Genomic DNA, 25,881 nt, shown 5'->3' with positions numbered 1-25,881 from the left:
GAGCTCACGCCAACGGCAGGCGGTCCTGCGCATGCGCCAACCGGTCATGCAGTTCGCGCACGTGCTCGGCCTTGGCATGGATGCGCGTGGTATCACCGAAACTGCGCAGGTAGGCGCACGCGGCGAAGCCGGCACTCTTCTTTTCGTACTCGGCAATCCAGGCCAGGCGATCCGGGTTGTTGGCCTGCTCGGCTGACCACGCGGCCACCGGCGGACGGATGCGGTACCTCAGGCCAACGCGCCACGGCTTTGGTGTCAGGCGCGCACGGAAGCAGTGCTGCAGCCGGCACATGCGCGCGTACAGGGTGTCGGCGCCCAGCGTTCTGAAGAACGCCTGCAGCTGCTCGTCTTCGGGCAGGAACGTGGCGTGCATGGCCAGCACGCGCAATCCAGCCGGCGTGCGGTACGTACGCAGATGCCAGTCCGGATGCTGTTCGCTGAAGGCCGCGACCCGCTGCAGGGCCACGCCTTCGGCGCCACCGGCCGCGGCCAGGCGCCGCTTGCGCTGCATCAGCATCGCCGTGTTGACCAGCAGCACCGCTGCCACCCCCAGCACCAGTCCCACCAGCCAGTGCCAGAGCAGAGTGCCGATGACGGCGCCAGCGAACAGCAGCACTGCGGCGATGATTGCAGGCATCACGCAACCGGCAGGTGGCTGCGCATGATCGATGTCGGCGAACAGCACGTCCGGGGTGTTCAGGCACAGCGCACCGTAGCTGTTGCGTGTAATGATGACGTCGCCGTCGCGCTGCACGATCTGCTCGCGGATCGGCACGCCCTCCACGCCGTAGTTGCTGCGCACTTCGCGTCGCGGAAGCGCCTGCCCGGCGAGGATGGCATTGAGGGCTTCGTTGGCGCGGCGGTCGGCGTGCACCTGCGCCTCGGCAGGGCCTTCGTCGGACCAGCCGAAGCGGCGCACGACCACCGGCCGGCCACGGAAACGGGCCTGCAGGCGGGCTTCGGCCCAGTACGCGGGAACGATCATCATCGTGCGGTGCTCCATCTTCCATGGCAGGTGCCGAAGCGAGTCTGGCACAGCGCCGGTGCGCCCGCATCCGCCTGCTGCAGTGGGCCGGGCGGAGTGATAGATTGCGCGTTTCGCATGCACTCCACCAAGGACGGAGCGATGTTCATGATCCTGCGCGGCCTGTTGGCCCTGGCCTGTGCCGGGGCGGTAGGCGTGGCCACCGCAGCGGTACCGGCAGGGCCGCAGATCCTCACCGAGGATGTCAGCCGTTTCTATGCACTTTATGACAGCGCTGGCGGCAAGCCCAGCGTTGCGCAGCTGCGTGGATACCTGGCCGAGGGTTCGGCCGGCCTGGCCGAACTGGCCAAGGCGCGCCGGGTCAGTCCTGAACGCATTGCCGAGTCCATCGCCAGCCAGCCCGAGCTGTATGCACAGGGACGAAACTGCCTGGCCGAACTGCCCGCGGTGAAGCAACGCCTGACGCAGGTGTTTTCCAACCTGCAGGCGATCTACCCGCAGACCCGGTTCCCGCCGGTGACCATCGCGGTGGGCCGCGGCCGGCCGGTCGGGCTGACCTCGAAAAGCGGCGTGATCATTGGTCTGGAAGCGCTGTGCGCGGCCGACTTCATGAATGCCAATGTGCAGGATCGCTTCGTGCATGTGATCGCACACGAATACGTGCACATCCAGCAGACCGGCCTGATCGACTTCGAGCCGGGTGACCCGCGCGCGACAGTGCTGCGTGTTTCGCTGGGCGAGGGCATCGCCGAGTTCATCGCCGAGCTGATTTCCGGCAACGTCGGCAATGGGCGTCACGCGGCCTGGACCCGTGGCCGGGAAGTGCATATCGAAAGCGCGTTCGCGCTGGATCTGGACAGCACCGATCTGTCGCCGTGGCTGTACAACTACAAGCCGGGCTCGCAGGAACCCTACGACCTGGGGTACTGGGTGGGTTACCGCATCGCCAAGGCCTATTACCTGCAGGCCAAGGACAAGCGTGATGCGGTGCGTGCGCTGATCCAGCAGGACAACCCGAAGGCGATCCTCGCTGCCAGCGGCTGGACGCCGGGCATGTGGATGCCGGCGAAAGTCACGGGTGTGGCGGCGCGTACGGCTGCACGCTGAGCACAGGGCGGGGCGTTAGACTGCGGAAGATGATTTCAGGAGTACTCGCATGCGTGGATCTGTTGAGCTTGCCGCTGCCACCGTCGTGACGCTGGGCCTCGCGTTGGCTTCTCCGCTGGGCGCTGCAGAAGCCGTCGCAGTCAATCCGCTGCTGCAGACGCCGATCGACCAGTTGCGCCCAGACGAGGTTCGTTTCATGCAGCAGCGCCTGGCCGATTTTCCGGAGTTGCAGCGCTATCGTGATGCCAACGCGCGACTGCCTGCGGCCGTGCCGGGCGAGCCGCGCGTGGTGTTCTTCGGCGACTCGATCACCGAAGGCTGGGGTGCGGAAGGCAGCGCTGGATTCTTCCCCGGCAAGGGCTGGCTCAACCGCGGCATCAGCGGCCAGACCACGGCGCAGATGCTGGTGCGCTTCCCGCAGGACGTGCTGGCACTGAAGCCACAGGTGGTGGTGATCCTGGCCGGCACCAACGACATTGCCGGCAACACCGGCCCGTCCACGCAGGCGATGATCGAAGACAACCTGCACGCGATGGTGGACCTGGCGCGTGCACATGGCATCGCCGTGGTGCTGGCATCGGTGCTGCCGGTCAACGATTACCCGTGGCTGCCGGGAACAGCGCCAGCGCCGAAGGTGCGTGCATTGAACACGGCATTGAAGCGCTATGCCGATGCGCAGCAGCTGGTCTATCTGGACTACTACACGCCGATGGCCAATGCCGCCGGAGGACTCGATCCGCAGCTGGCCGAGGATGGCGTGCATCCCACGGCGAAGGGCTATGCGGTGATGGCGCCGTTGGCCGAGGCGGCGGTCAAGCGCGCGCTGCAGCAGAAGTAGCTTCTGCGGGCAGACTCGCCAGCAACCACTCACAGAAACTGATCACCAGCGGATCGGCCGCGCTGTCCTCATGCACCAGCCAGCTCCAGCGCGGGCCGCGCACGCATGCCTCATCCAGCGGCTGCAGCAGCCCCTGATCGCAGGCGCGTGCCGCCAGCAGCTCGCTGACCAGGGCGATACCCAGCCCTTGGCAGGCAGCATCCAGCAGCTGCCCGGGTTCGGAGAAGTTCATGCCTTCGCGGCGCTGGCCGACATCGGCGCCCCCCTGTACCTGCCACTGGCTCCAGTCCATTTCGCGCTCGCCATGCAGGGTGAGGCGTTCGTGCACCGGCGTGGCGAGCAGGGCCGGATGGCAGGCCGGAAAGAGGCGATCCTGCAGCAGCACGCGATGCTGGCACTGCGCCTGTGAGTCGAGGTCATCGCGTACCGCCACGTCCAGCGTCTGCGTGGTCATATCCGGTGCCTCCTCGCTGGTCAGCAGCCACAGGTCGGCGTCGGGATGCAGGCGGTGGAAGCTGGCCAGGCGCGGCACCAGCCAATGCCGGGCAAAGGCTGGGCTGGTGTTGACGATCAGTTGATTCGGCTTGCGGTACTGATCGAGCCGGCGGATGCCGCTGGCCAGCTGCCGCAGCAGTGACTGGGTGGTTTCCAGCAGGTCGATGCCGGCGTCGGTGAGGGTGACGCTGCGGCCCTGCCGGAAGAACAACGGCTGCTGCAGCGAGGCTTCCAGGCCCCGGATCTGCTGGCTGATGGCCGACTGGGTCAGATGCAGTTCCTCGGCGGCCCTGTGGAAACTACCCAGGCGGGCGGCGGCCTCGAAACCACGCAACGCGTTCAGCGGTGGCCAATGCCTCAGCATCTCAGATAAGTAAAACTGTTCAATTGATGGCTGAATCTATCGTTTGTTCTTATCGATACGCAAGCGCAGCATAGGTCCATCCCACACCGGCCATGGAGCCTGTCATGAACAGCCGTCGTCACTTCCTCACCCAACTGGCCGGCGCCGCTGGTCTTGGCGGCCTGGCCGCCCTCGGCCTGGCGGGGCTGCCCGCGCGCGTATCCGCAGCGGGGCCAGCAGCGGGCGTCTGGCGGATGCCCGACGAGCACGGCCCGCAGGAGCGCGTCTTCCTGGCCTTTGCTGCGCAACCGCGGGTCTGGGGTGCGCAGGCCGACGCGGTGAACACCGCCGTCGCCCGCCTGGCCCGCACCATCGCCCGCTACCAGCCGGTCAGCGTGCTGTGCCGCCCGGCGCAGCGGAAGCTGGCGCAGGACCGCTGCGGCCGCGACAACATCGAGTTTCTCGAAGTGCCGCTGGATGACATCTGGGTGCGCGACTACGGCGGTTGTTTCGTCACCGATGGCAAGGGCGGGCTGGGCCTGGTTGATTTCAACTTCAACGGCTGGGGCGGCAAGCAGAGCGCACGGAACGATGGTGCGGTGGCGCCGTGGCTGGCGCAGGTGACCGGCGCGACGCTGCTGGAAAGCGATCTGGTGGGCGAGGGTGGCGGCATCGAAGTCGATGGCCATGGCACGGCCATCCTCACCGAAAGCTGCTGGGTGAACCGCAATCGCAATCCCGGCTGGTCGCGCGCGGATATCGAGGCCGAGCTGATGCACCACCTCGGCCTGCGCAAGGTGATCTGGCTGCCCGGCATCGCCGGCGAGGACATCACTGACGCACACGTGGATTTCTATGCGCGCTTCGTGCGTCCGGGCGTGGTGATCGCCAATCTGGACGACGATCCGGAGTCCTACGACTACGATCTGACCCGCGAGCACCTGGAGATTCTGCGCGGCGCCACCGATGCCGATGGCCGTCGTCTGCAGGTGCACACGCTGCCGCCGCCGCTGGACGGGCGCGACAACGTGCATACCCGCGACAACGATGATCTGGCGATGGGCTACATCAACTACCTGCCGATCAACGGCGCGGTGGTCGCGCCGCAGTTCGGTGACGACGCAGCCGATGGCTACTGCCGTGAACTACTGGAAGACATGTATCCCGGTCGTGTGATCGAACAGGTGGACATCGATGCGATCGCCGGTGGCGGTGGCGGCATCCATTGCGTGACCAAGAACATGCCGAAGGTAGGCTGAGGTGCCTCAGGCGTCGTCCTGCTTCAACGCCGCATCGGCCGCCAGCAGCGCCTCGGCGGCTGCACTGAGCGGCGGCGACGGCGGGGCAACCACACCGATCGCTTCCATCATCTTCGGCATGCCCAGGAACTGGCGCGCGCGACGGTCGTAGATGCCGGTGACCAGCAGCGCACGGGTGGCGATCTTCTGCTCGGGCCCGATCAGCACGCGCTGCTCCATGATGCCGCGCGAGCCGATCCAGCCGACCAGGCGTGTTTCCAGGGTGAAGCGCTGGAACGGCTTCAGTTCACGGCGGAACTGGATGGTGCCAGCGCCGACGATCGGTGCCCACTTCTCGCGCAGCGCCACCCGGCCCAGGCCCATCCGCAGTATCAGGTCCAGCCGGCCCAGATCGAAGATGTTCCAGTAGCGGCCGTTGGTCATGTGCAGGTTGCTGTCCAGGTCGTTGGGCAGTACCCGGAACTGCAGCCGCGAGACCCCGAACGGCGCCTCCAGCTTCGGCCGGAACAGGCTGCACAGCAGCAGGTGGATCAGGCGGAACCAGAGATTCATGGTTATGACGACTGTTATAGAATCGCCGATACGCTAATTTATGACGACTGTCCTGGCAAGGAGCCTGCCGTGAGCCCGCGCCCCTCTGATGCGCCACAACGCGTGATTGATGCTGCGGCACAGATGCTGGCGCGCGTGGGTCTCAATGCCACCAGCATCCGTGAGGTGACCAAGCTGGCCGAGGCGCCGCTGGGTTCCACCTATCACCACTTTCCCGGCGGCAAGCAGGAGCTGCTGGCGCGCGCCACCCACATGGCTGGTGACAAGGTGGAGGCGCTCCTCGTTGAGTTGTTGAAGGGCGGGGCCGTGCAGGGCCTGCAGCAGTTCCTGGCGATGTGGCGCGAGCGCCTGCTGCGGTCCGGGTTCCGCGCGGGTTGTCCGGTGCTGGCCGTTGCCGTCGAAGAGCCGGTCGAGGCGGTTACCAGCCAACCGCGCGTGGCCGCCGCAGAGGTGTTCGTGCGCTGGCAGGGGCATCTGGCCGCAGCCTTCATTGCCGACGGCCACGAACCTGCGGCGGCGGATGGACTGGCCAGCCTGGTGATCGCCAGCGTGGAAGGCGCCGTGGCGATGTGCCGCGCACTGCAGGACATCGCTCCGTTTGATCGGGTAGCAGCGCAGTTGCTGAAGGCGGCCGCGCCTCCTTGATCCGGCTATACGTGTGCGGAAGACGCGCAGCAGGTCATCGGAAGATCATCAGGTAGCCCCAGCCGAGCACGATGGGCAGGAAGGCAGCGATGGCCGACGCGCCAAGCCAACGCAGGTAGCTGCGGGAGGCGGGGCATCCCTGCCGCTTGAGGGCCCAGGCATGCGTCGGGAGCACCAGCAACGCCTGCACCGCAAAGGTGGCCACGGCGGCAAGCCATGCCACCAGGACGCCGAGGCAGCCATCGCTGAAGCAGCGGCTACCAAACCACGAACCCCAACCGGCGAGGCCGATCATTGGAACGAACATCACGAGCGCGGTGGCGCGGGTGAACTGGGAGGCGTGCATGCCGTGGCGCATAGCTCTTCTGGTGGAAAATCATAATCCAGCCGCCGGCGCGCGGGTACAAGGCCGGCGCCAGTGCGGCCTGTGGGTGATGGACCCACGGCCCCATCGCGCTAGAATCCGTCCACCACCGCCTACGCGTGCCCGGCAAGGATGTCCGCATGCAGTATCAGGTTTCTGAGGTCCCTGGCCGCAATGCCACGCGCCCGCTGGCGGCGGCATGAAGAACTCGCGCCATTTTTCAATCAGTGCATTGAAGTTGCCCAGGAGCCGCGGCAGTGAAGTCGTGCGTGCGGCTGGCCGCGCACGCGGTGGCCATGATCGTCGCGTTGACCGGCGCCACCGTTTTCCATGCCTCGGGTCTGCAGTGGGCGGCCGCTGTCGATGCAATGCCGCTGCGCTACCCGATGGCGGTAGTGCTGGCCGGGTAGTACTGCAATTCCGGGCGATTTCCTCTGTGCTTCACTTTTTCCAGGATCTTCATGCGACAGCGCATTGCAAGGAAACGCGTCCTGGCCACAACGGTCGTTCTATCGATGGTTGCAGTCGTAGCGCTGATGGTCAGCGTGCGCCCGCAGTGGCGGCGGGAAGTCGGCCCGCCTCCGATCAATCTGGGAACGGCACGGATGCAGGCCGAAGTGATGGCAGAGCTCATCGACCTGCGACCGACACCGCCAGGAAAGCCGCCGGTTCCACCGATTCCAATGAGAGGAGTCTCCTCCCCGATGCTGGCCGGTAACAGTGGGTTCGCGACCGCAGCGGTGCGGTTGGAAGACGTCGCGCCAGCACACTTCGAGCCGCGCGGCTGGGAGCCCGACATTCCATTCGCTGTGATGGAATGGACTGCGCCTTCCTGCGGTGAAGGATATCCCGCCCCGGTCTGCCAGGTTCGTCACAGCGTCGTCGAGTGGCGCGATGATGACAGTGCGGCGTCCTTTCAACTGCAGCAGCATCTGGAGTCGATGCTGCAGGTTGCGAACCGCCGGGCTTCACGGGTACCCGGTCTCGCGTTCGAGCTTGCACACGTGCGGGCGCAACGGATGACGTGGGACGAGCTTCAGCAACGGCGCGCGCGCGGTATCGAGGGATGCACGGGTGGCCCGGGCAATCCGGATCTGGGCGTTGTCTATCTGCAGCGTCCTGTGTTCAGCCTGGATGGGAACTGGGCAATGGCATCGGTCGCCTCGGATCTGTGCAGTGGAGGAACGGCGATGCGTGTCCTCTACCTTCTGCATCGCAGGAAGGGCGGCTGGGAGCGTGTTCGAGTGGAGCCTGTCCGCCATATGAGCTTTGGACAGGGCCTGTGGCCCGCGTTGCCGGAGTCGTGATGATAGATACCTCGTTCAAGCCAAACCGTGACTGCCAACAACGGATCGCCTGGCGACGCATTGCATCGCTGGCGGCGGCGCTGTCGGCCTTGGCGCTCATGGCCGGGATCTGCAGCCTGCGCCCGAGGTGGCAGCAGGAGATCGGTCGGCTACCGATCAACCTGGGAACAGCGCAGATGCAGGCGGAGGCGATGGCGCTGGCGATCCGGCAGAGCCCCCCATTCCCCCCTCCACCCCCGCCAGTGCCGCAGCCAACGCCAGTTCTGCCATCGTCGCTGAGCGAGGTGCCCAGCGCACCGCAGACACCGTCCACGCGCGTTGATCAATGGCGCCCGCAGGAACAGCCGCAGTTGACCGACCCGGTGGGGGAGGACATCTACGTGATGGAGCAGACCTTGCCCTATTGCTGGCCGGGCAGCAGTGCCTCCATCTGCCAGGAGGTGGACGACCTGGTCCTGCCGCTGGACGACCGGTGGCCGCCGGACATCCATGCGCTGCGGTTGCAGCTGCAGGCGGACCTGGTTCCCGTCAATCGCCGGTCCACGCCAGTGCCTGCGGCCGCATTGGCCGGTGCGCAGCGGATGGACGGCGCGGGGCTTCGAGCGCTGCGGGAGCAAGGGTGCGGGGCAACGGTGCATGGGCCGACTCGGACATACGACCACGTCGCCTATCTGACCCGGCCTGTTTTCAGCGTCGATGGGCAGTGGGCTATGATTGCGGTCGCCTGGGATTCGTGTTCCGACGATTTCGTCTACCGGGAGCTTGTCGTGCTGCATCGGGAACAAGAACGCTGGATGGCCGAACCCCCGGAACGGGGTCTGGGCGGCGTATGGGACGGCCGCATACTGCGGCCCTGGACGTACAACCACTGACGAGGAAGAGCGCATGGACGTCGCTGCACGCAGGAACAGGACGTTGTTTCGTTGGATCATGGTGACGCTGCTGGCAGTATTGATGCCGTTTGCGGCACTGGCGCAGCCCGCAGCCGGGGAGGCCGATGGCGCCGAAGCCGCCACTGCCGCGGAAGAGGCGCGATGCCGCGCCTGCACCTACGAGCGTATCGGGCACAAGGTCGATATCGGGCTGGTTGCACTGGTGTCGCTGCTGGTGGTGAGCCTGCTGGTAGCGGCGTCCCGCGAGTGGGGCACCACCTCGCAGCGCTGGACCTGCCGCACGCTGGCTCTGTTGCTGGTGGGTGTCGGTGTGGCATTGCTGTGGTGGGCTGGCAGCGTCGTCTACCTGGGCTACAACCCGTGGCAGGAAATGGCCGCCCCTGTCGATGGTTCGCTTACCTCGACACTGCTCAACACCTCACCGAAGTGGCTGGCGGCGCTGGCGTTGATTGGTTTCGCACCTTCCATCTGGAAGCGCAGCGAGCGCCTGCCGGCCTGGCGTATCGGCTGATCCTGGAACGACGGCGCCGGATCACACCCGGCGCCGCCTGCGGTCATCAGTCAAAGCGCCAGCGCACGCCCGCATAGACGCCACGCCCATCGCCCGGGGTCGAGCGCGCGACATCCTTGCCGGCGTCGTCGTAGCCCGGCGTGACCGTGGCGGCGTAGTGGCGGTTGCCGAGGTTGCGCATCTCCGCCCAGGCCTGCCAGCGGCCACCGGGTGCGTCGTAGCCGATGCGGCTGCCGAAGATCACGTGGCTGTCGGCCCAGTAGCTGTTGGCGTAGTCCACGGCGATGCGCGAGACGTATTCGGTATTGAGCGCGGCGTACAGGCCGGATGCATGATCGAAGCGCAGCTCGGCCTGGTAGGCGTGGCGCGGCAGGCCGGGCAGGCGGTTGCTGCCGAAACGCGCGTCGTGGCGATAGCGGAAATCGCTGAAGGTATACGCCTGGCGCAGCGACAGGCGGCCCGGTGCAGCCTGCCACAGCGTGCTGTCCAATCCGGCCTCGATGCCGCGGTGAACGGTGGGGCTGGCGTTGTTCTCGGCGATGAACAGGTTCGGCACCGGTTGCAGTTCGACGCTGAGCAGTTCGTGGTTTACGTGCGCGTAGTAGCCGGTCAGTTCCCAGCGACCCAGCGCCGCGTCACCGCGCGCACCCAGTTCCAGCGTGGTGGCGGTCTGATTCTGCATCGGCACCGGCGCGCGCTGGCGGCCGGTAGACGGGCCATTGCCTGGACCGAAGTACTGGTTCGAGCCCCAGATCATCGACCAGGGGTGCGGCGCCTCCACCGAGCGGCTGAGGTTGCCGAACCACTGGGTCTGGGCGCTGTGCTGCCAGGTGAAGCCCAGTCGCGGCGCATAGTCCCAGTCGTGGTCGCGCAGGCGGCCACCGCTGCTTGGCCAGGTCACCTGCACATCGCGGCGGGTTTTGATCAGCGCCAGCCCGGTCTGCATGCGCAGGCGGTCATTGAAGGTGAGGGTATTGCTGACGTGCAGCGTGCTGTCGGTGCCGTGGTGCCGGAAGTCACGCGTGCGCGTACCCGCGGCATAGCCGTTGCTGGCAAAGCGCAGCGACTCGCGCACATCGGCGTCCAGATCGTGGGTGACGCGCAGGCCGACCGTGGTCTCGCTGTCCAGGCCGAACAGCCGGTGGCGGCGGCGGTAGTCCAGCGTGGCGTTGAGGTTGGCGTAGTCCAGCTGCTGCCGGTACAGGCTCTCGTTCAAGTCCATCGGGTACTTGTGATAGACCAGCCCGGCCTGGAACGAGGAGTCCTCATCGATCTGCAGCGTGGTGACATTGCCCACCCAGGTGCTGCCCGGCTGCGGGCGACGCGCATCGATGGCCAGGTTGGCCGCATTCGCGGCACGCGGATCGTTGCGGATCTGGTCGCGGGTCAGGCGGCCGGGCGTTTCATGATTGGTTTCGCGATAGCGCACGAAGAAGCGCGTCTGCAGGTCGGGCGTGATCTGCCAGCCGATGTTGGCCATCGCACCCTTGCCGTCGCCGCGCGCATGACGCTGGTAACCGTCGAACTCGGTATCGGTGTAGGCCAGGAAGTAGTCGACATCACCACTGACGCCGCCCCAGCTGATGCCGCGCTTCTGGTAGCCACGGCTGCCGGCTTCGTAGTGCAGCTGCACACCCGCCGAATCACGACCGCTACGGCTGACGTAGTCGATGGCACCACCCAGCGCCAACGCACCGCGCTCGAAGCCGTTGGCGCCGCGCAGGACTTCCACGCGCGACAGCCACAGCGGTTCCAGCAGCTCGTAGGGCGTGCCGCCCGGGCCGGTCAGTGGCAGGCCGTCGATCGACACCGCAATGCCCGAGGCGTGCGCGCCCGGGCCACGGTTGATGCCCGAGCCACGGATCGAGATCTTGGTGCCCTCATTGCCCGGCGACTGCGCGCTGATGCCCGGTTGGTAGGCCAGCACATCGGCGCTGGTGGACAGTCGGCTGTCGGCCTTGGCCACGTCGATCAGGTTGCTGGCGCCGGGAACGCGCTTCAGCGCCTCGCGCGCCTGCGCGCTGGCATCGGCGGCAGCGGTGACCTGCACGGCATCCAGCGTGGTGGCCTGTGGGGCCGCAGCGGCGGTGGAAGAGAGGCCGAGGGAAACGGCCAGGAACAGCAGCGAGGGGGTGGGGCGGTACGACGATAGCGGCATGCGGGAATGCTGTAAACCACAAAAGTGGCGCGCAAGTTAACAGTTCGGCGGCGTCACGTCACCCACCGGCGGCGTATGGCCGCCCGCAACATCCATGTAGAGCCGAGTCCATGCTCGGCTATCGCGCGCAGCGCGGGTCTCCTGAGATTGCAACGAAGAGCAGCCGAGCATGGGGTCGGCTCTGCAGCAGGGTTTAGGGCGAGGGCTTCGCCAGCGCCTTGGCCTTCGCGTACAGCGCCTTGGCAATCTCTGCATCGCCCAATGCCGCATGGCACTCGGCCAGGCTGTCCCACGCGTTGGCCGAATCCGGATACAGCTCGGCGTTGAGCGCGAACACTTTCAGTGCCTTGCTGGCACCCAGACTCTCGCGGATGGCGTAGCCATCGGCATTGATCGCACGTTCCAGTTCGCCGGTGGGAACGCCATTGCTGTCGTGCAGCCAGCTACGCATCTGCGGTTTCGCATCGGTGCTGTCATCCAGCGCATAGCCGATCAGCCGCTCGGACAGCACAGCGTGCGGAAACTCCCCGGGCGCAACCACCGCCATCGTGCTCTCCACCAACGTGCTGGACCAGACATTGCGGGCGCTGCCGTTGGTCAGGTACACGAACACCCAGTAACCGCTGGCCAGCCTGCCCTTGTAAGCCAACCGCGCACGAACGCGGGTGCCGCCATCGTGGCCAACCTGGGTGTAGCCGTCGCTGCGCGTGGTGTCCCATCCCGTGGAGAAGAAATTGTTGCCGCCACCGGCCAGTTTCTGCGGCTGCCAGAGTTTTTCCAGGGTCGCCGTGCGCACCAGCTTGCCGGTCGCCAGCGCCTGCAGGAAACGGTTCATGTCACCCACGGTGGTCTGCAGATCGGCATGGCCCCAGCCGTAGTCCGGCCAGGGATCTTCATTGGCGGGCTGCAGGTGGCCGTCCTTGCCGATGTAAGGCACCGCCGCGCGCGTGGCTGGCACGCTGGCACCGCCCCACGAGGTGCTGGCCATCTTCAATGGCTGCAGGATGCGTTCGTGCGCGATGGCTGGGTAAGGCTTGCGGTAATGCGCTTCCAGCAAGGCGGTCAGCACCAGGTAGTTGGCCTGGGTGTACTGCACGCGGCTGCCGGTGGCGAACTGCATCGGTGTCGCGCCGGCCACCTTCAGTGCTGCTGCAAGGTCCGGCGCCACTCCGGTGTAGCCCTTACTCACCCAGCGGTTGTCCACCCGGTCGTAGTACTCGCCGATACCCGAGCTGTGGTTGAGGAAATCGCGTACGTGAATGGTCTGCCATGCTGATGGCAGGTCCGGCACATAGTGGCTGGCCGGCGCGTCCAGATCCACCTTGCCCTGGTCGACCAATTGCATCACCAGCGTGCTGGTCAGCAGCTTGGCCATCGACTGCGCGGCGAAGATGGTCTCGACGGTGGCGGGCGCATGGGTAGCGGGATCACTTTCACCGCTGGCGCCCTGGTACAGCACCTGGCCGTTGTGGGCGACCAGTACCGCCTGGCCGGCGATGCCGTAGCGTTCGCGGTTGGCCTGCAGCTGGGTGCTGAGCTGCTTGGAAAGATCGCCGGCAGTTTCAAGCGCCGAAACGGGTGGGATCGCAAACAGCGTGCAGAGCAATGCAGCAGCCAGGGTGCGGTACATCGCGGTGATCCGTCAGCGGTGATGGCGCATGTTGGTCACGTCGGAAGAGCGGGTCAAGGGCACCGATTCCCGCATCAGGGAGAGCCGGCCAGCGGCCGGCACTACCACACGTTTTCGGTAGTGCCGGCCGCTGGCCGGCACCCCTGCGATCAGCCGAGGATGCCCGGCAGATCCAGTCCCTTTTCCTTCGCGCAGTCGATCGCGATGTCATACCCCGCATCGGCATGGCGCATCACGCCGGTGGCCGGGTCGTTCCACAGCACGCGGCCAATCCGCTTGGCCGCCGCCTCGGTACCGTCGCAGACGATCACCATGCCGGCGTGCTGCGAGAAGCCCATGCCGACGCCACCACCGTGATGCAGCGACACCCAGGTCGCGCCGCTGGCGGTGTTGAGCAGGGCGTTCAGCAGCGGCCAGTCGGACACCGCGTCGGAGCCGTCGGCCATCGCTTCGGTTTCGCGGTTCGGCGAGGCGACGCTGCCACTGTCCAGGTGGTCGCGACCGATCACCACCGGCGCCTTCAGTTCGCCGTTGGCGACCATCTCGTTGAACGCCAGGCCAAGTCGATCACGATCACCCAGGCCGACCCAGCAGATGCGCGCCGGCAGGCCCTGGAACTTGATCTTCTCGGCGGCCATGTCCAGCCAGCGGTGCAGGTGCGGGTTGTCCGGAATCAGTTCCTTCACCTTGGCATCGGTCTTGGCGATGTCTTCCGGGTCGCCACTCAGTGCCGCCCAACGGAACGGGCCGATGCCGCGGCAGAACAACGGGCGGATGTAGGCCGGCACGAAACCCGGGAAATCGAAGGCATTGGCCACACCTTCTTCCAGCGCCATCTGCCGCAGGTTGTTGCCGTAGTCCACGGTCGGCACGCCCAGCGCGTGGAAGCCGAGCATGGCGCGGATGTGGTTGGCCATCGATGCGCGCGCGGCCTTCTCCACTTCCTTGGGGGCGGAAACGCGCTTCTCGTCCCACTGCTCGACCGTCCAGCCCTGCGGCAGGTAGCCGTTCACCGGGTCGTGCGCGGAGGTCTGGTCGGTCAGCAGGTCCGGCTTCACGCCGCGCTTGAGCAGTTCGGCCAGCACGTCGGCAACGTTGCCGAGCAGGCCCACCGATTTCGGCGTACCGGCCTTGCACGATTCATCGATCAGGCGCAGCGCTTCGTCCAGGTTGTCGGTCCAGGTATCCAGGTAGCCGGTGCGCAGGCGCATGTCGATGCTGCTCTTGCGGCACTCGACGGCCAGGCAGGAGGCGCCGGCCATCACGGCAGCCAGCGGCTGTGCACCACCCATGCCGCCGAGGCCACCGGTGAACAGCCACTTCCCGGTCAGGTCGCCGCCGAAATGCTGGCGCCCCATTTCCACGAAGGTCTCGTAGGTGCCCTGCACGATGCCCTGCGCACCAATGTAGATCCAGCTGCCGGCGGTCATCTGGCCGTACATGGCCAGGCCCTTCTTATCCAGCTCGTTGAAGTGGTCCCAGTTGGCCCAGCGCGGCACCAGGTTGGAATTGGCGATCAGCACGCGCGGTGCATCGGCGTGGGTGCGGAACACGCCCACCGGCTTGCCGGACTGCACCAGCAGGGTCTGGTCATCGTCCAGGCGCTTGAGCGTTTCGACGATGGCGTCGAAGCTTTCCCAGTCGCGTGCGGCGCGGCCGATGCCGCCATACACCACCAGTTCCTGCGGGCGCTCGGCCACGTCCGGGTGCAGGTTGTTCATCAGCATGCGCAGCGGTGCTTCGGTCAGCCAGCTCTTGGCGTTCAGCGTGGTGCCGGTCGGCGCGGCGATGGTGCGGGACGGGTCGTTGCGGGTCATGCGGCGCTCCGGTTCGTAGCGAAATCAAGGCAGGCGTTGAGCACCTGCGCCAGGGTGTGGCGCAGTGGTGCGGCGAGGTCGGGGTCGAGCGGGGTGGGCCAGCTGTGTTCGTCCACCTGGTCCGGCAGGGGTTCGTGCATGTAGCCGCGGCAGGCCAGTTCCATCTGCAGGCTGTGCACGCCGCCGGCGATGTTGCTGTAGTGGCGGGTGATCCAGCCGCCCTTGAAGCGGCCGTTGCGCACCTGGCTCATGCCGCTGATCTTCAGCAGGTTTTCCACCACGTCGCTCAGGGCGTTGTCGCAGGAGGTGTCCGGTGCGCCGGACGGACCGGCAGTCCCCAGGTTGAACTGCGGCAGTTCGCCCTCGAACAGGTGCGGGATATGCGAGCGGATCGAGTGCGCGTCGTACACCACCACGGTGCCGTGGCGTGCACGCAGGCGCGTGATCTGCGAAGCCAGCGCATCGTGGTAAGGCAGGAAATACGTGTCGCGACGACGGGCGATTTCTGCTTCGTCCGGTTCGCGCCCGGCGTGGTACAGCGGCTGGTTGTCGAAGGTGGTCAGCGGACACAGGCCGGTGGTGTTCTGGCCCGGGTACAGCGACACGCCGCTGGGATCGCGGTTGAGGTCGATCACCGAACGCGAGATCGCCGAGCGCACCGTGGTCGCGCCCATGCCGCGCACGAAGTCGTACAGCTCGTGCACCCACCAGTCGGCATCGCGGCGGGCCAGCCACGGCGAGTGGTAGTCGCCGATCAGGTCGTGCGGCAGCTCGCTGCCGGTATGCGGGAAGCTGACGATGAGGGGGGCATCGCCCTCGTGCACCGTCAACCATTCAGGAAGGGTCGTCATGCCTGCGGTTCCACAGTCGGCAACAGATCGCCCAGGCCCTGCGCCAGCGCGCCACTGCGCACAAGATTCGTGGCGGTCACCATGTCGGGGTGGAAATAGCGGTCTTCTTCCAGCGTCGGCACCTGCGCACGCAGGGTGGCGCGCACCGTTTCCAGCGCGGCGCTGGAGCGCAGCGGCGCATGGAAATCACAGCCCTGCGCGGCGGCCAGCAGCTCGATGCCGATCACGTTGGCGGCGTTCTCGGCCATCTGCATCAGCCGGCGCGCGCCATGCGCGGCCATCGACACATGGTCTTCCTGGTTGGCCGAGGTCGGAATCGAATCAACGCTGGCCGGGTAGGCGCGCTGCTTGTTTTCCGAGACCAGCGCGGCGGCGGTCACCTGCGGAATCATGAAGCCGGAATTCAGGCCCGGGCGCGGGGTTAGGAACGCCGGCAGGCCGGACAGGGCCGGGTCCACCAGCATCGCCAGGCGGCGCTCGCTGATCGAACCGATCTCGCACACCGCCATCGCCAGCATGTCGGCGGCGAAGGCCACCGGCTCGGCGTGGAAGTTGCCACCGGACAGCGCTTCGCCGGTGTCGGTGAACACCAGCGGATTGTCGGACACGCCGTTGGCTTCAATTTCCAGCGTGGTCGCGGCCTGGCGCAGGATGTCCAGCGCCGCGCCCATCACCTGCGGCTGGCAGCGCAGGCAGTACGGGTCCTGCACGCGCACGTCGTTGTCGCGATGCGACTCGCGGATGTCCGAGCCCTGCATCAGCGCGCGCAGGGTGGCGGCGGTGGCGATCTGCCCGCGCTGGCCGCGGATCGCGTGTATGCGCGGGTCGAAGGGCGTGTCGGAACCCTTGGCAGCTTCCACCGACAGCGCGCCGGTGACCAGTGCGGCCTGGAACACGGTCTCGATCTCGAACAGGCCCGCCAGCGCATAGGCGGTGGAGAACTGGGTGCCGTTGAGCAGCGCCAGGCCTTCCTTCGCGCCCAGTTCGATCGGCTGCAGGCCGGCACGTGCCAGTGCGTCGGCTGCCGGTAGGCGCTCGTCACCGATGAAGGCTTCGCCAACGCCCAGCATCACGCTGGCCAGGTGCGAGAGCGGCGCCAGATCGCCCGAGGCACCCACCGAACCCTGTGCGGGCACCACCGGCAGCACGCCCTTGACCAGCATCGCTTCCAGCAGCAGCAGGGTCTCCTCGCGAATGCCTGACGCACCCTGCGCCAGGCTGACCAGCTTAAGCGCCATCATCAGGCGCACCACGCTGGCCGGCATCGGCTCGCCCACGCCGGCGGCATGCGAGAGCACGATGTTCCGCTGCAGGGTGGCCAGATCTTCGCGCTCGATGCGCACGCTGGCCAGCTTGCCGAAACCGGTGTTGATGCCATACACCGGCGCGCCCTTGGCGACGATGGCGGCCACCGCCGCAGCACTGGCGCGCACCACCGGCAGCGCGGCCGGGTCCAGTGCAAGCGGCGCACCGCGATAGACCTGCCGCCACTGGGCAAGAGTGACATGGCCGGGGCGAAGAACCAGGGTGTTGCTCATGTGTTGCTCCAGGAGGCAGGCAGGTCGGGCTGTCCGCGCACCACGCGCGCGTGCAGCGGGTTGAATCCAATGCGATAGACCAGGTCGGCGGGGGCATCGATGTCCCAGATCGCCAGGTCGCAGTCCAGGCCCACGGCGAGGCGGCCGATGCGGTCGCTGCGTCCGAGCGCGCGCGCCGCTTCACGGGTGAAGCCGGCGATGCACTCATCCACGGTCAGGCGGAACAGGGTGGCGCCCATGTTCATCGCCAGCAGCGGGCTGGTCAGCGGCGAAGTGCCCGGATTGCTGTCGGTGGCCAGCGCCAGCGGCACGGCGGCCGCACGCAGCGCAGCGATCGGCGGCAGGGTGGTATCGCGGGTGAAATAGAAGGCGCCAGGCAACAGCACGGCGACGGTGCCGGCGGCGGCCATCGCGGCGATGCCGGCATCGTCCAGATGTTCGATATGGTCGGCCGAGAGGGCACCGAAGCTGGCGGCCAGTTCGGCGCCATGCTGGTTGCTCAGCTGCTCGGCATGAATCTTCACCGCCAGCCCGTTGGCGCGCGCCGCTTCGAAGACCTGCCGCGCCTGCGCCGGCGAGAAGGCGATGTTCTCGCAGAATACGTCCACCGCTTCGGCCAGGCCTTCGGCGGCGATGGCCGGAATCATCACGTTGCACACCTCGCCGGTGTATTCCTGCGCCTCGCGGCCTGGCGGAATCGCGTGTGCGCCGAGGAATGTGGTCACCACGTTGACCCGGCACTCCTCGCCCAGCGCACGCGCTACCTGCAGCTGCTTGCGTTCGTCGGGCAGGGTCAGGCCGTAGCCGGACTTGATCTCGATCGTGGTCACGCCTTCGGCACGCATCGCCAGCAGGCGCGGCCGGCTTTCGCTGGCCAGCTGTTCCGGGGTGGCAGCACGGGTGGCGCGCACGGTGGAGACGATGCCGCCGCCGGCACGGGCGATCTCGGCATAACTGACGCCCTGCAGGCGCTGCTCGAATTCGTTGGCGCGGTTGCCGGCGTAGACCAGGTGGGTGTGGCAGTCGATCAGGCCGGGCGAGATCCAGCGGCCTTCGCCATCGATGCGGGTGGTCGGCTGCAGGTGGGCGTCGCTGCCGGCCGGGCCGACATGGACGATGCGGCCGCCAGCGCAGGCCAGTACGCCATCGCGGATGACACCCAGCCCCTCGCCATCGAGGGTCATCAGGTGGACATTGGACCAGAGGGTATCGACGTGCATGGCATCCACAACGCGGCTGTGCTTATATGTCTATACAATATAGGCGTCCATTTCGGGTTGTCCAGCCATGTCCGATTCGCGTTCCCCACACTGTTTCCATGCCGCCCACGCCCTGCTGGCCGAGGGCTGGGCCCGCGATGTCCGCCTGCAGATGCAGGACGGCCGCATCACGGCGATCCACATGGGGCAGGGCGCCCAGCACGGCGACACCTGCGTCGGCATCCTGGTGCCGGGCCTGCCCAACCTGCACAGCCACGCCTTCCAGCGCGGCATGGCCGGGCTGACCGAGATCGGCGGCGGTGACGGTGACAGCTTCTGGAGCTGGCGTGAGCTGATGTACCGCTTCCTGGCCCATCTGCGCCCGGACGCAGTGCAGGCCATCGCCGCCCAGGCCTACATGGAAATGCTGGAAAGCGGCTTCACCCGCGTCGGCGAATTCCATTACCTGCACCACGACGCCGATGGTCGCGCCTATGCCAACCGCGCCGAGATGAGTGCACGGATTGCTGCCGCCGCCGATCAGACCGGTATCGGCCTGACCCTGCTGCCGGTGTTCTATGCGCACGCCGATTTCGGTGGCGCGCCGCCGAATCCGGCGCAGCGTCGCCTGATCCACGATGTGGACGGTTTCGCGCAGCTGCTGGACGCCGCCAAGCCGGCACTGGCCGCGCTGCCGGATGCGGTGCTCGGCATCGCGCCGCACAGCCTGCGTGCAGTCACCGGCGAGGAATTGAGTGCGTTGCTGCCGCTGACCGACGGCCCGGTGCACATCCATATCGCCGAGCAGGTGCGTGAAGTCGAGGCCTGCCTGGCCTGGAGCGGCCAGCGTCCGGTGCAGTGGCTGTACGACCATGCACCGGTGGATGCGCGCTGGTGCCTGGTGCACGCCACCCACATCACCGACGATGAGCGCGCCGCCATCGTGGCCAGCCAGGCCGTGGCCGGCCTGTGCCCGATCACCGAAGCCAATCTGGGCGACGGCCTGTTCCCGATGCAGGCGTTCGCGCGCGAGGGCGGGCGCTTCGGTGTCGGCTCCGATTCCAATGTGCTGATCGATGCGGCCGAAGAACTGCGCCTGCTCGAATACGGCCAGCGCCTGACCCTGCGTGGGCGCAACGTACTGGCCCCGGATGCCACCCGCAGCACCGGCCGCTTCCTGTTCGAAGGCGCACTGCACGGTGGTGCACAGGCGCTGGGCGTGGCCGCTGGCCTGCAGGTGGGCGCCAGTGCCGACCTGGTCGAACTGGATGCCGGGCACCCGGCGCTGCAGGCGCGACAGGATGACGCATGGCTTGACAGCTGGGTGTTCGCCGCACGTAATGGCGCGCTGCGATCGGTCTGGCGCCATGGCCGCCAATGCGTGGCCGAGGGCCGCCACCTGCAGCGCGAGGCGATCACCACCACCTTTACCGCCGCCCTGCGTGGCGTGCTGGGCTGATCGCCTCCCGCCACCGAGACCCCATTACGTGAAGGCCAGCAAGTCCGCCACGCTCAACCAGCGTATCCGCAGCGATCTGGAAAGCCGCATCCTCAGTGGAGAGTGGGCGCCGGGCTTCCGGATTCCGTACGAACACGAGCTGATGGAGCAGTACGGCTGCTCGCGGATGACGGTGAACAAGGTGCTGACCGCGTTGGCCGAGAGCGGCATGATCGAGCGTCGCCGCCGTGCCGGTTCGTTCGTGGCGCGGCAACCCCCGCACCTGGAGCAGGTGGCGCTGGAGATCCCCGATATCGCGATGGAGGTTGGCTCGCGCGGCCACCAGTACACCTATCGCCTGCTGCAGCGCGACCTGCGCCTTGCCGATGCCGGCAATGCCGGTGAAGTCGAGCTGGCCGGACAGGAAAACCTGCTGGCGATGCGCTGCCTGCATCTGGCCGATGGTCGCCCGCTGGCGCTGGAGCATCGCCTGATCAGCCCGGTGGGCGTGCCTGAGGTACTGGAAGTCGACTTCAGCACTACCGCGCCGGGCAGCTGGCTGCTGCAGAACGTGTCGTGGACCCGTGCCCAGCACCGCATCAGTGCCTGGGGGGCAGATACCGCCACCGCCAAGCTGCTGGACGTGAAGCCCGGTACCGCCTGCCTGGTGATCGAACGCCTGACCTGGCGTGGCGAACAGCCGATCACCCGCGTGCGCCAGGTGTTCCTGGGGGATGCCTGGGACCTGGTGGCGCGCTTCGCGCCGGGCGCGCGATAGGGATTCCATCCACGCATGGCGTGGATCTACTGGGCCGGAACGACTGTCGCCTTGAACTCTGTCGGGGCGTGTGTGCGATGTGTATCGTCCCTGCATGAAGAGCAGGGACCTCATCCGGGATCTGGAAGCGGCATGTTGGATCTGTCGTCGGATCCGCGGATCCCATCATGTATTCGTGCACCCGCAGCACCCTCACATCATCACCGTTCCTCACCCAAGGAAGGATCTGGGGAAGGGCTGGTGCAGGCGTTGCGGAAGCTCGCAGGACTGACGTAGGAGGGCCCATGCGATATCCAGTCCTGATCGAGGCAGGCGATGAGCGCACCGCGTGGGGTGTGGTCGTTCCAGATCTGCCGGGGTGCTTCTCGGCGGCCGACACGCTTGATGATGCGCTCAGCGCTGCCGAGGAAGCTGCACTCGCCTGGATTGATGCGGCCCTGGATGAGGGGCGCTCGATTCCGACACCTTCCGCGCCACAGAAGATCGCCGCCGAGGCATCCAAGGACATCCGTTGGATTCTTGCGTACATCTGCATTGATCCGGCTCTGCTGGACGATACCATCGAGCGGGTCAATATCAGCCTGCCACGCCGGATCCTGGCGAGGCTGGATGCGCAGGCCAGAGCGGCGGGTGAATCGCGCTCCAGTTACATCGCCCATCTCGCGGCATTGGGCTGAGCTGGCGCCATGTGGAGCCGAGCCGATGCTCGGCTGCTGTTCGCGTGTGGCTCAACTCTGCAAAGGCATCCACGCGTGGCGTGGATCTACCAAGGGGTCGCGCATCGGGGTTCAGTAAATCCACGCCACGCGTGGATGCGGCCCCATCAGTACGTGGCGCACTGCCGCCAGCGCACCGGCTCATCCACGCCGGGGCGGGCGTTGAGCTGGATGCGCACGTTGCGCAGGGCGGGGTAGTGCAGCACTTCCTCGCAGACCTGCGGCCAGACCGCGTCCAGCTCGCCCGTGCGGTTGATCGCCAGCGTCTGCCGGGTCAGCCAGACCCCGCTGGCGATACCGGGCTTGCCGGCCAAGGCGCGGGACAGATCGGCCTGGAAGCGCTCCAGCGTGGCGGCATCCGGGTTGGGGTTGCTGCGCGCGTCGGCTGAGGGCGCGGCCGGTGCAGGCGCAGCGGCCGGCGGCGTGGTGGCGGGGGCCGGCGCCGGTTCGGGCGCCGCTTCAACCGCAGGTGCAACCGGCGCGGGGGTGTCCGCCACCTCGGCAACAGGCGGGGTGTCCTGCACATGCAAGCCTTGCAGGCTCAATCCCACCAGCAGGCCCAGCGTGACCGCGCCGAGCGCGGCAATGGCGATCCGGCGCAGGGCTTCATGGCGGGCGCTGGCACGCACACGGGTTTCGATTTCCGCCGGCAGGTAGGGCTGCAGCAGCGGCCACAGGCGTGGACCGTCCAGCACCTCGACCGCCTGCTTCTCGGCAGCGCTGCGCCCGTCGCGTTCCATCCGGCCTTCGGTCAGCAGCACGCCGCCCTTGGCGCCGGCCAGGCGCGCAGCAGCCCCCAGCTCGTTCACTGCGGCGGTGCCGATACGGTAGGCAAGGCCATGCTTGCAGGACACCAGCCACTGGTTGGGGCCGTCGCTGAGCAGGAAGTCGCTGCTTGGCTCGCGGGACTCCTCCGCCGGGTCATTCAGTTCACGCAGGCCGCGCTGTTCGCGCAGCATGCGCTTGACCAGTACCGAGAACTCGCGCCAGTGCATGCCGGCCAGCGCTTGCAGGCCGAGTTGCATCTCCTTCTGCCGCCGCTTGATCCACCACAGATAGACAACAGCCAGGGAACAGGTAAGCAGGGCCGACAGCAGGGCCAGGATCCAAGGGAGCATGCAGGAGGTGCGCGGAAGGGGCGAATGCGGAAGACGACAGTGTAAAGGTCGCACTATCCGGCTGGGTCAGGACGTTCCTGACAGGAAGCGTGATGGAACGCTCAGATCGGCATACGGCGAGCACGAAAAACCCGCCAATCCTGAAGCCGTGAGGGGAGGGAACAAACGGCAGCCGAAGTGATTGGCGGGTTGCTCGCGATTGTCAATCAAATTTTATTGCATTGCAACAATGGCCGGTCAGGGCACGCTGCCTGGCGACTGATGGCTGCCCGGGGCGGGAGCATCGGCGCCCGAGGCCGCACGGTTTTCCAGCTTGGCCAGCCGCGCGTGCAGGGCGTCGATACGGGCTTCCAGCGCGGTCACCTCGTCCGCAGTTGGGACATGCAGGCGCTTGAGCACGCCCTGCACCTGGTCATCGAAGGCCTTTTCGACCTTGTTCCAGGTGCCAGAGGCCTTCTCGCGGGCCTCATCCAGCGAGGATTCCACGTTGTCGCGCCAGCCCGGACCCTGTTCGCCGTGGCGTTCACGGCGGCGGGCCTCCCAGGCTTCGCCTTCCTTCACCAGGCCGTCGAAGAAGCGGCTGCCTTCGGCCTGTGCACGGCCAAGAGCGCCCAGGCCGGCCAGCCAGACCTGCTGCGCCGAGTCACTCAGCTTGCGCGAGAAGCGCTCGGCCTGGTCACCGAACGAGGCGTCGTCGTTGCGGCGGTCATCGTTTTCGTACTGGTTCATCGCACTTCCCGTGGGAGTTGGGCCTGCCCCGAGAGTAGCGCGCACTGGCGTTGCACGGCCGTGACGGCCGCCGCCGGGGTTCAGCCCAGCTTTTCCTTCAGGACGCGCTGGATCTCGCCCTCGACCATGCCCTTCATCGCCGACAGCAGGAAGCCCAGCTTGGCGGTCACGCGCACGGCGCCCGGCTGCAGTTCGATCGCACCGTCCACGCCGCTGCCAGAGAAGTTCAGCACGTCGGCGGCCCAGGACGACTTCAGGCCGAAGCGCTCGGACAGCTTGGCGGCGACCTGTTCGATCGCGGCGCGTGCCTGTGCGTCGGGCAGGGCGTGGGCGTGGCGGACATCGATGGTGGACATGCAGGCTCCTGGCGCAGGGCGGGGATGATCAATGAGGGCGAGCATTGTGCGCATCGAGGGCCGTCGCGCCAAGCACTCATCGCAGGTTCTTCTTCGTTGGCGGCCAACCTGCTAGGCTGCGCCGCGTGCAGAACCTGCTTGTTCACTTCAGTCAACAACAACAGCCCGACCAGCCGCTGCGGCCCGGGGTGCAACGCATCGTGCGCCAGGCCAACGGCAGCGTGCGGCTCGGCGACGCCGGCCACGGCGCCCTGCTGCTGGCGCAGTTCTGCATGGACGATCGCGGCCTGTGGCTGCAGGTCGGCAACGGTATCCGTGGCATCCACGTGAATGGTAGGCCGGTGCGCCGCATGGCGCTGCTGCGTGCAGGCGATGCGGTCTATGTGGACGGCGTGGAGATGGTGCTGCAGGGCGAGGTCGAGAGCCTGCTGCAGGCACCCGCGCCGAAGAACGACGATGGCACCGATGAGCAGCAGCGCCTGCTGCGCGGTGTCGGCGGCCTGCATCATGGCCGCAGCTATACGCTGTCGCGGGCACGGTTGATCGGCCGCGGCAGCGACGCCGACATCGCCATCGACGATCCGGCCTTCGCCGAACAGCACGCCCGCGTGGAAGTGCACGGTGATCGTGTGCTGCTGCGCGACCTCGGCAGTGCCGACGGCACCCGGGTCAGCGGCGTAGCCGTGCGCCACTGCTGGCTGCAGGCCGGCGACCAGGTGGTGTTCGATGGCCAGCATCGTTTTGTGCTGGAAGTGCCGCATGATCCACGTCGGCGGCCGTTGCCGGCCGAGGACGAGTCCGGCGAGGACGCGGAACAGGCGCCGGTGCTGCCGGTGACGCCGCGCAGGGTCCGGCGCTGGCCGTGGCTGCTGGCCAGCGCCTTGTTGCTGGCGGCAGTGCTCAGCCTGCTGCTCTGGTTCGGCGCGCGCTGACGGTCGCGCGGTGACGGTAGTGCCGGCCGCTGGCCGGCAACCGCCGCCCCGAATCCATGAGGTTGCCGGCCAGCGGCCGGCACTACCCGGTCGCGTCGCCAATGGATTCCAATGAAACCAAATTTCCCTTGCGCCACAAGGCCGCAAGGCTGGTGCACTGCGGCATACTAGGGGTCTTGCCCCACAGGTGTGACATGACGCGCGCGTTCAACTTCAGTGCCGGCCCTGCGACCTTGCCGGAATCGGTCCTGCGCCAGGCGCAGGCGGAAATGCTGGACTGGCACGGGTCCGGCGCTTCGATCGTGGAAATGAGCCATCGCGGCGCGGAATTCATGTCCGTGGCTGCCGAAGCCGAGGCCGACCTGCGTCGCCTGCTCGACATCCCCGACGACTATGCGGTGCTGTTCCTGTCCGGTGGCGCCACCACCCAGCAGGCGCTGATCCCGCTCAACTTCGCCAGCCCCGGCCAGCGTGCCGACTACGTGGTCAGTGGTCACTGGGGCAAGACCGCGGTCAAGCAGGCCGGGGTCTACGTCGACGTCAACATCGCCGCCAGCAGCGAGGCCCACGGCTACCGCGAGCTGCCGGCGCGTGCCGACTGGCAGCTGTCGCGCGATGCCGCCTACGTGCACATCACCGCCAACGAGACCATCCACGGCGTCGAATTCCGTGATGTGCCCGATACCGGCAACGTCCCGCTGATCGCCGACTTCAGCTCGTCCATCGCCAGCGAACCGCTGGATGTGCGCCGTTATGGCGTGATCTACGCCGGCGCGCAGAAGAACCTGGGCCCGGTCGGCATCGCGGTGATGATCATCCGCCGCGACCTGCTCGAGCGCAGTGGCCAGCCGCGCGCGGACATCTTCGATTACCGCTCGCACGTCGCCCGCGATTCGATGCTCAACACCCCGCCGACCTGGAACTGGTATCTGGCCGGCCTGGTGTTCAAGTGGATGCTGGCCGAGGGCGGCGTGACCGAATTCGCCAAGCGCAACGCCGCCAAGGCCGCGCTGGTGTACGGCGCCATCGACGGCTCCGGCGGCTTCTACCGCAATGAAGTCGCACATGCGGCCCGTTCGCGCATGAACATTCCGTTCTTCCTGCCCGATGCCGAACTCGACGCCCGCTTCGTCGCCGAAGCCAAGGCCGCTGGCCTGCTGGCGCTGAAGGGTCACAAGGTGGTCGGCGGCATCCGGGCTTCGCTGTACAACGCCATGCCGCTGGCCGGGGCCGAGGCGCTGGTCGCCTTCATGGCCGATTTCCAGCAGCGTCACGGTTGAGCAATGAACGGCGCGCACCGTCGGGTGCGTGCCCCGCAACAG

27 protein-coding genes are annotated in these 25,881 nt (G+C 67.1%); 14 read left to right on the top strand and 13 right to left on the bottom strand.

What is annotated here, in order from left to right:
• Positions 1–4: 4 nt before the first annotated feature.
• A complete protein-coding gene (locus tag CKW06_RS15265; protein WP_024957218.1) occupies positions 5–988 on the bottom strand; it encodes a hypothetical protein in 984 nt (327 codons plus the stop codon).
• Between the two features lie 138 nt (positions 989–1,126).
• On the opposite strand from CKW06_RS15265, the gene CKW06_RS15260 reads away from it, so the two are divergent.
• The gene (locus tag CKW06_RS15260) at positions 1,127–2,092 is read left to right on the top strand and encodes a DUF2268 domain-containing putative Zn-dependent protease (protein WP_024957217.1); all 966 of its coding nucleotides are present in this window, start codon (positions 1,127–1,129) and stop codon (positions 2,090–2,092) included.
• Between the two features lie 49 nt (positions 2,093–2,141).
• Positions 2,142–2,930: an SGNH/GDSL hydrolase family protein gene (locus tag CKW06_RS15255; RefSeq protein WP_024957216.1), complete on the top strand. Its 789-nt coding sequence runs from the start codon at positions 2,142–2,144 to the stop codon at positions 2,928–2,930.
• On the opposite strand, the gene CKW06_RS15250 is transcribed toward CKW06_RS15255, so the two are convergent.
• The gene (locus CKW06_RS15250; RefSeq protein ID WP_024957215.1) at positions 2,905–3,789 is read right to left on the bottom strand and encodes a LysR family transcriptional regulator; all 885 of its coding nucleotides are present in this window, start codon (positions 3,787–3,789) and stop codon (positions 2,905–2,907) included. The genes CKW06_RS15255 and CKW06_RS15250 overlap by 26 nt on opposite strands.
• Positions 3,790–3,893: 104 nt before the next feature.
• On the opposite strand from CKW06_RS15250, the gene CKW06_RS15245 reads away from it, so the two are divergent.
• Positions 3,894–5,027: an agmatine deiminase family protein gene (locus CKW06_RS15245; protein WP_024957214.1), complete on the top strand. Its 1,134-nt coding sequence runs from the start codon at positions 3,894–3,896 to the stop codon at positions 5,025–5,027.
• 6 nt (positions 5,028–5,033) lie between these two features.
• Here CKW06_RS15245 and CKW06_RS15240 read toward each other — a convergent pair whose 3' ends face one another.
• Positions 5,034–5,579, bottom strand: a complete 546-nt coding sequence (locus CKW06_RS15240; RefSeq protein ID WP_024957213.1) for a thioesterase family protein — start codon at positions 5,577–5,579, stop codon at positions 5,034–5,036.
• Between the two features lie 69 nt (positions 5,580–5,648).
• Between CKW06_RS15240 and CKW06_RS15235 the strand changes: the two genes are divergently transcribed.
• Positions 5,649–6,224: a TetR/AcrR family transcriptional regulator gene (locus tag CKW06_RS15235; protein ID WP_024957212.1), complete on the top strand. Its 576-nt coding sequence runs from the start codon at positions 5,649–5,651 to the stop codon at positions 6,222–6,224.
• Between the two features lie 34 nt (positions 6,225–6,258).
• Here the strand turns inward: CKW06_RS15235 and CKW06_RS15230 are convergent, their stop codons facing one another.
• Positions 6,259–6,570 carry a hypothetical protein gene (locus CKW06_RS15230; RefSeq protein WP_225792049.1) on the bottom strand — a complete coding sequence of 104 codons (312 nt, stop codon included), beginning with the start codon at positions 6,568–6,570 and terminating at the stop codon, positions 6,259–6,261.
• Between the two features lie 275 nt (positions 6,571–6,845).
• Between CKW06_RS15230 and CKW06_RS23625 the strand changes: the two genes are divergently transcribed.
• The 4 genes from CKW06_RS23625 to CKW06_RS15215 are packed head-to-tail and all read left to right on the top strand — an operon-like array spanning position 6,846 to position 9,299.
• The gene (locus tag CKW06_RS23625; protein ID WP_005410201.1) at positions 6,846–6,998 is read left to right on the top strand and encodes a hypothetical protein; all 153 of its coding nucleotides are present in this window, start codon (positions 6,846–6,848) and stop codon (positions 6,996–6,998) included.
• Positions 6,999–7,049: 51 nt separating this feature from the next.
• Positions 7,050–7,895 carry a hypothetical protein gene (locus tag CKW06_RS15225; RefSeq protein ID WP_024957211.1) on the top strand — a complete coding sequence of 282 codons (846 nt, stop codon included), beginning with the start codon at positions 7,050–7,052 and terminating at the stop codon, positions 7,893–7,895.
• Positions 7,895–8,767, top strand: coding sequence for a hypothetical protein (locus CKW06_RS15220; protein ID WP_038646165.1), 873 nt, complete (start codon positions 7,895–7,897; stop codon positions 8,765–8,767). Before CKW06_RS15225 ends, CKW06_RS15220 begins: the two co-directional genes overlap by 1 nt.
• Positions 8,768–8,780: 13 nt before the next feature.
• Positions 8,781–9,299, top strand: coding sequence for a hypothetical protein (locus tag CKW06_RS15215; protein ID WP_024958850.1), 519 nt, complete (start codon positions 8,781–8,783; stop codon positions 9,297–9,299).
• A gap of 46 nt (positions 9,300–9,345) precedes the next feature.
• Here the strand turns inward: CKW06_RS15215 and CKW06_RS15210 are convergent, their stop codons facing one another.
• From CKW06_RS15210 to hutI, 6 genes are all read right to left on the bottom strand, one after another.
• Positions 9,346–11,457 (bottom strand): TonB-dependent receptor family protein, encoded by a 2,112-nt coding sequence (locus tag CKW06_RS15210; RefSeq protein WP_038646168.1) that lies wholly within the window; start codon positions 11,455–11,457, stop codon positions 9,346–9,348.
• A gap of 193 nt (positions 11,458–11,650) precedes the next feature.
• A complete protein-coding gene (locus CKW06_RS15205; RefSeq protein WP_024956377.1) occupies positions 11,651–13,087 on the bottom strand; it encodes a serine hydrolase domain-containing protein in 1,437 nt (478 codons plus the stop codon).
• 149 nt (positions 13,088–13,236) lie between these two features.
• Positions 13,237–14,904 (bottom strand): urocanate hydratase, encoded by a 1,668-nt coding sequence (gene hutU, locus CKW06_RS15200; protein ID WP_005410194.1) that lies wholly within the window; start codon positions 14,902–14,904, stop codon positions 13,237–13,239.
• Entirely contained in the window at positions 14,901–15,755 is an 855-nt protein-coding gene (gene hutG / locus CKW06_RS15195; RefSeq protein ID WP_024956378.1) for an N-formylglutamate deformylase, read from the bottom strand. Before hutG ends, hutU begins: the two co-directional genes overlap by 4 nt.
• Positions 15,752–17,293 (bottom strand): histidine ammonia-lyase, encoded by a 1,542-nt coding sequence (gene hutH / locus CKW06_RS15190; RefSeq protein ID WP_024956379.1) that lies wholly within the window; start codon positions 17,291–17,293, stop codon positions 15,752–15,754. Before hutH ends, hutG begins: the two co-directional genes overlap by 4 nt.
• Positions 17,290–18,513 carry an imidazolonepropionase gene (gene hutI, locus CKW06_RS15185; protein WP_024956380.1) on the bottom strand — a complete coding sequence of 408 codons (1,224 nt, stop codon included), beginning with the start codon at positions 18,511–18,513 and terminating at the stop codon, positions 17,290–17,292. Before hutI ends, hutH begins: the two co-directional genes overlap by 4 nt.
• A 67-nt stretch (positions 18,514–18,580) precedes the next feature.
• Between hutI and CKW06_RS15180 the strand changes: the two genes are divergently transcribed.
• The 4 genes from CKW06_RS15180 to CKW06_RS15165 all read left to right on the top strand — a co-directional run bounded on the left by CKW06_RS15180 (position 18,581) and on the right by CKW06_RS15165 (position 21,385).
• Positions 18,581–19,951, top strand: a complete 1,371-nt coding sequence (locus tag CKW06_RS15180; protein WP_024956381.1) for a formimidoylglutamate deiminase — start codon at positions 18,581–18,583, stop codon at positions 19,949–19,951.
• Positions 19,952–19,979: 28 nt separating this feature from the next.
• On the top strand, positions 19,980–20,708 hold the full coding sequence (gene hutC / locus CKW06_RS15175) for a histidine utilization transcriptional repressor HutC (RefSeq protein ID WP_005410189.1): 729 nt from the start codon (positions 19,980–19,982) through the stop codon (positions 20,706–20,708).
• Between the two features lie 94 nt (positions 20,709–20,802).
• On the top strand, positions 20,803–20,979 hold the full coding sequence (locus CKW06_RS15170) for a type II toxin-antitoxin system HicA family toxin (RefSeq protein WP_076738546.1): 177 nt from the start codon (positions 20,803–20,805) through the stop codon (positions 20,977–20,979).
• Between the two features lie 13 nt (positions 20,980–20,992).
• On the top strand, positions 20,993–21,385 hold the full coding sequence (locus CKW06_RS15165) for a type II toxin-antitoxin system HicB family antitoxin (protein WP_005410188.1): 393 nt from the start codon (positions 20,993–20,995) through the stop codon (positions 21,383–21,385).
• 146 nt (positions 21,386–21,531) lie between these two features.
• Here the strand turns inward: CKW06_RS15165 and CKW06_RS15160 are convergent, their stop codons facing one another.
• The 3 genes from CKW06_RS15160 to CKW06_RS15150 form a co-directional block, all read right to left on the bottom strand.
• Positions 21,532–22,542: a restriction endonuclease gene (locus CKW06_RS15160; protein WP_024956382.1), complete on the bottom strand. Its 1,011-nt coding sequence runs from the start codon at positions 22,540–22,542 to the stop codon at positions 21,532–21,534.
• Between the two features lie 237 nt (positions 22,543–22,779).
• On the bottom strand, positions 22,780–23,271 hold the full coding sequence (locus tag CKW06_RS15155) for a phasin family protein (RefSeq protein ID WP_024956383.1): 492 nt from the start codon (positions 23,269–23,271) through the stop codon (positions 22,780–22,782).
• Positions 23,272–23,351: 80 nt separating this feature from the next.
• On the bottom strand, positions 23,352–23,627 hold the full coding sequence (locus CKW06_RS15150; RefSeq protein WP_005410185.1) for a polyhydroxyalkanoic acid system family protein: 276 nt from the start codon (positions 23,625–23,627) through the stop codon (positions 23,352–23,354).
• A gap of 125 nt (positions 23,628–23,752) precedes the next feature.
• Here CKW06_RS15150 and CKW06_RS15145 point away from each other — a divergent pair, with 125 nt between their 5' ends.
• Positions 23,753–24,559 carry an FHA domain-containing protein gene (locus tag CKW06_RS15145; RefSeq protein ID WP_024956384.1) on the top strand — a complete coding sequence of 269 codons (807 nt, stop codon included), beginning with the start codon at positions 23,753–23,755 and terminating at the stop codon, positions 24,557–24,559.
• A 194-nt stretch (positions 24,560–24,753) separates the two neighbouring features.
• Positions 24,754–25,839 (top strand): 3-phosphoserine/phosphohydroxythreonine transaminase, encoded by a 1,086-nt coding sequence (gene serC, locus CKW06_RS15140; protein ID WP_024956385.1) that lies wholly within the window; start codon positions 24,754–24,756, stop codon positions 25,837–25,839.
• Positions 25,840–25,881 lie beyond the last annotated feature (42 nt).

It is taken from the genome of Stenotrophomonas maltophilia (genome assembly GCF_900186865.1).
In the GTDB taxonomy this organism is placed as follows: Bacteria; Pseudomonadota; Gammaproteobacteria; order Xanthomonadales; family Xanthomonadaceae; genus Stenotrophomonas; species Stenotrophomonas maltophilia.
The sequence above is the reverse complement of the archived record's forward strand: the minus strand, read 5'-3'. Positions and strand labels throughout refer to the sequence as shown.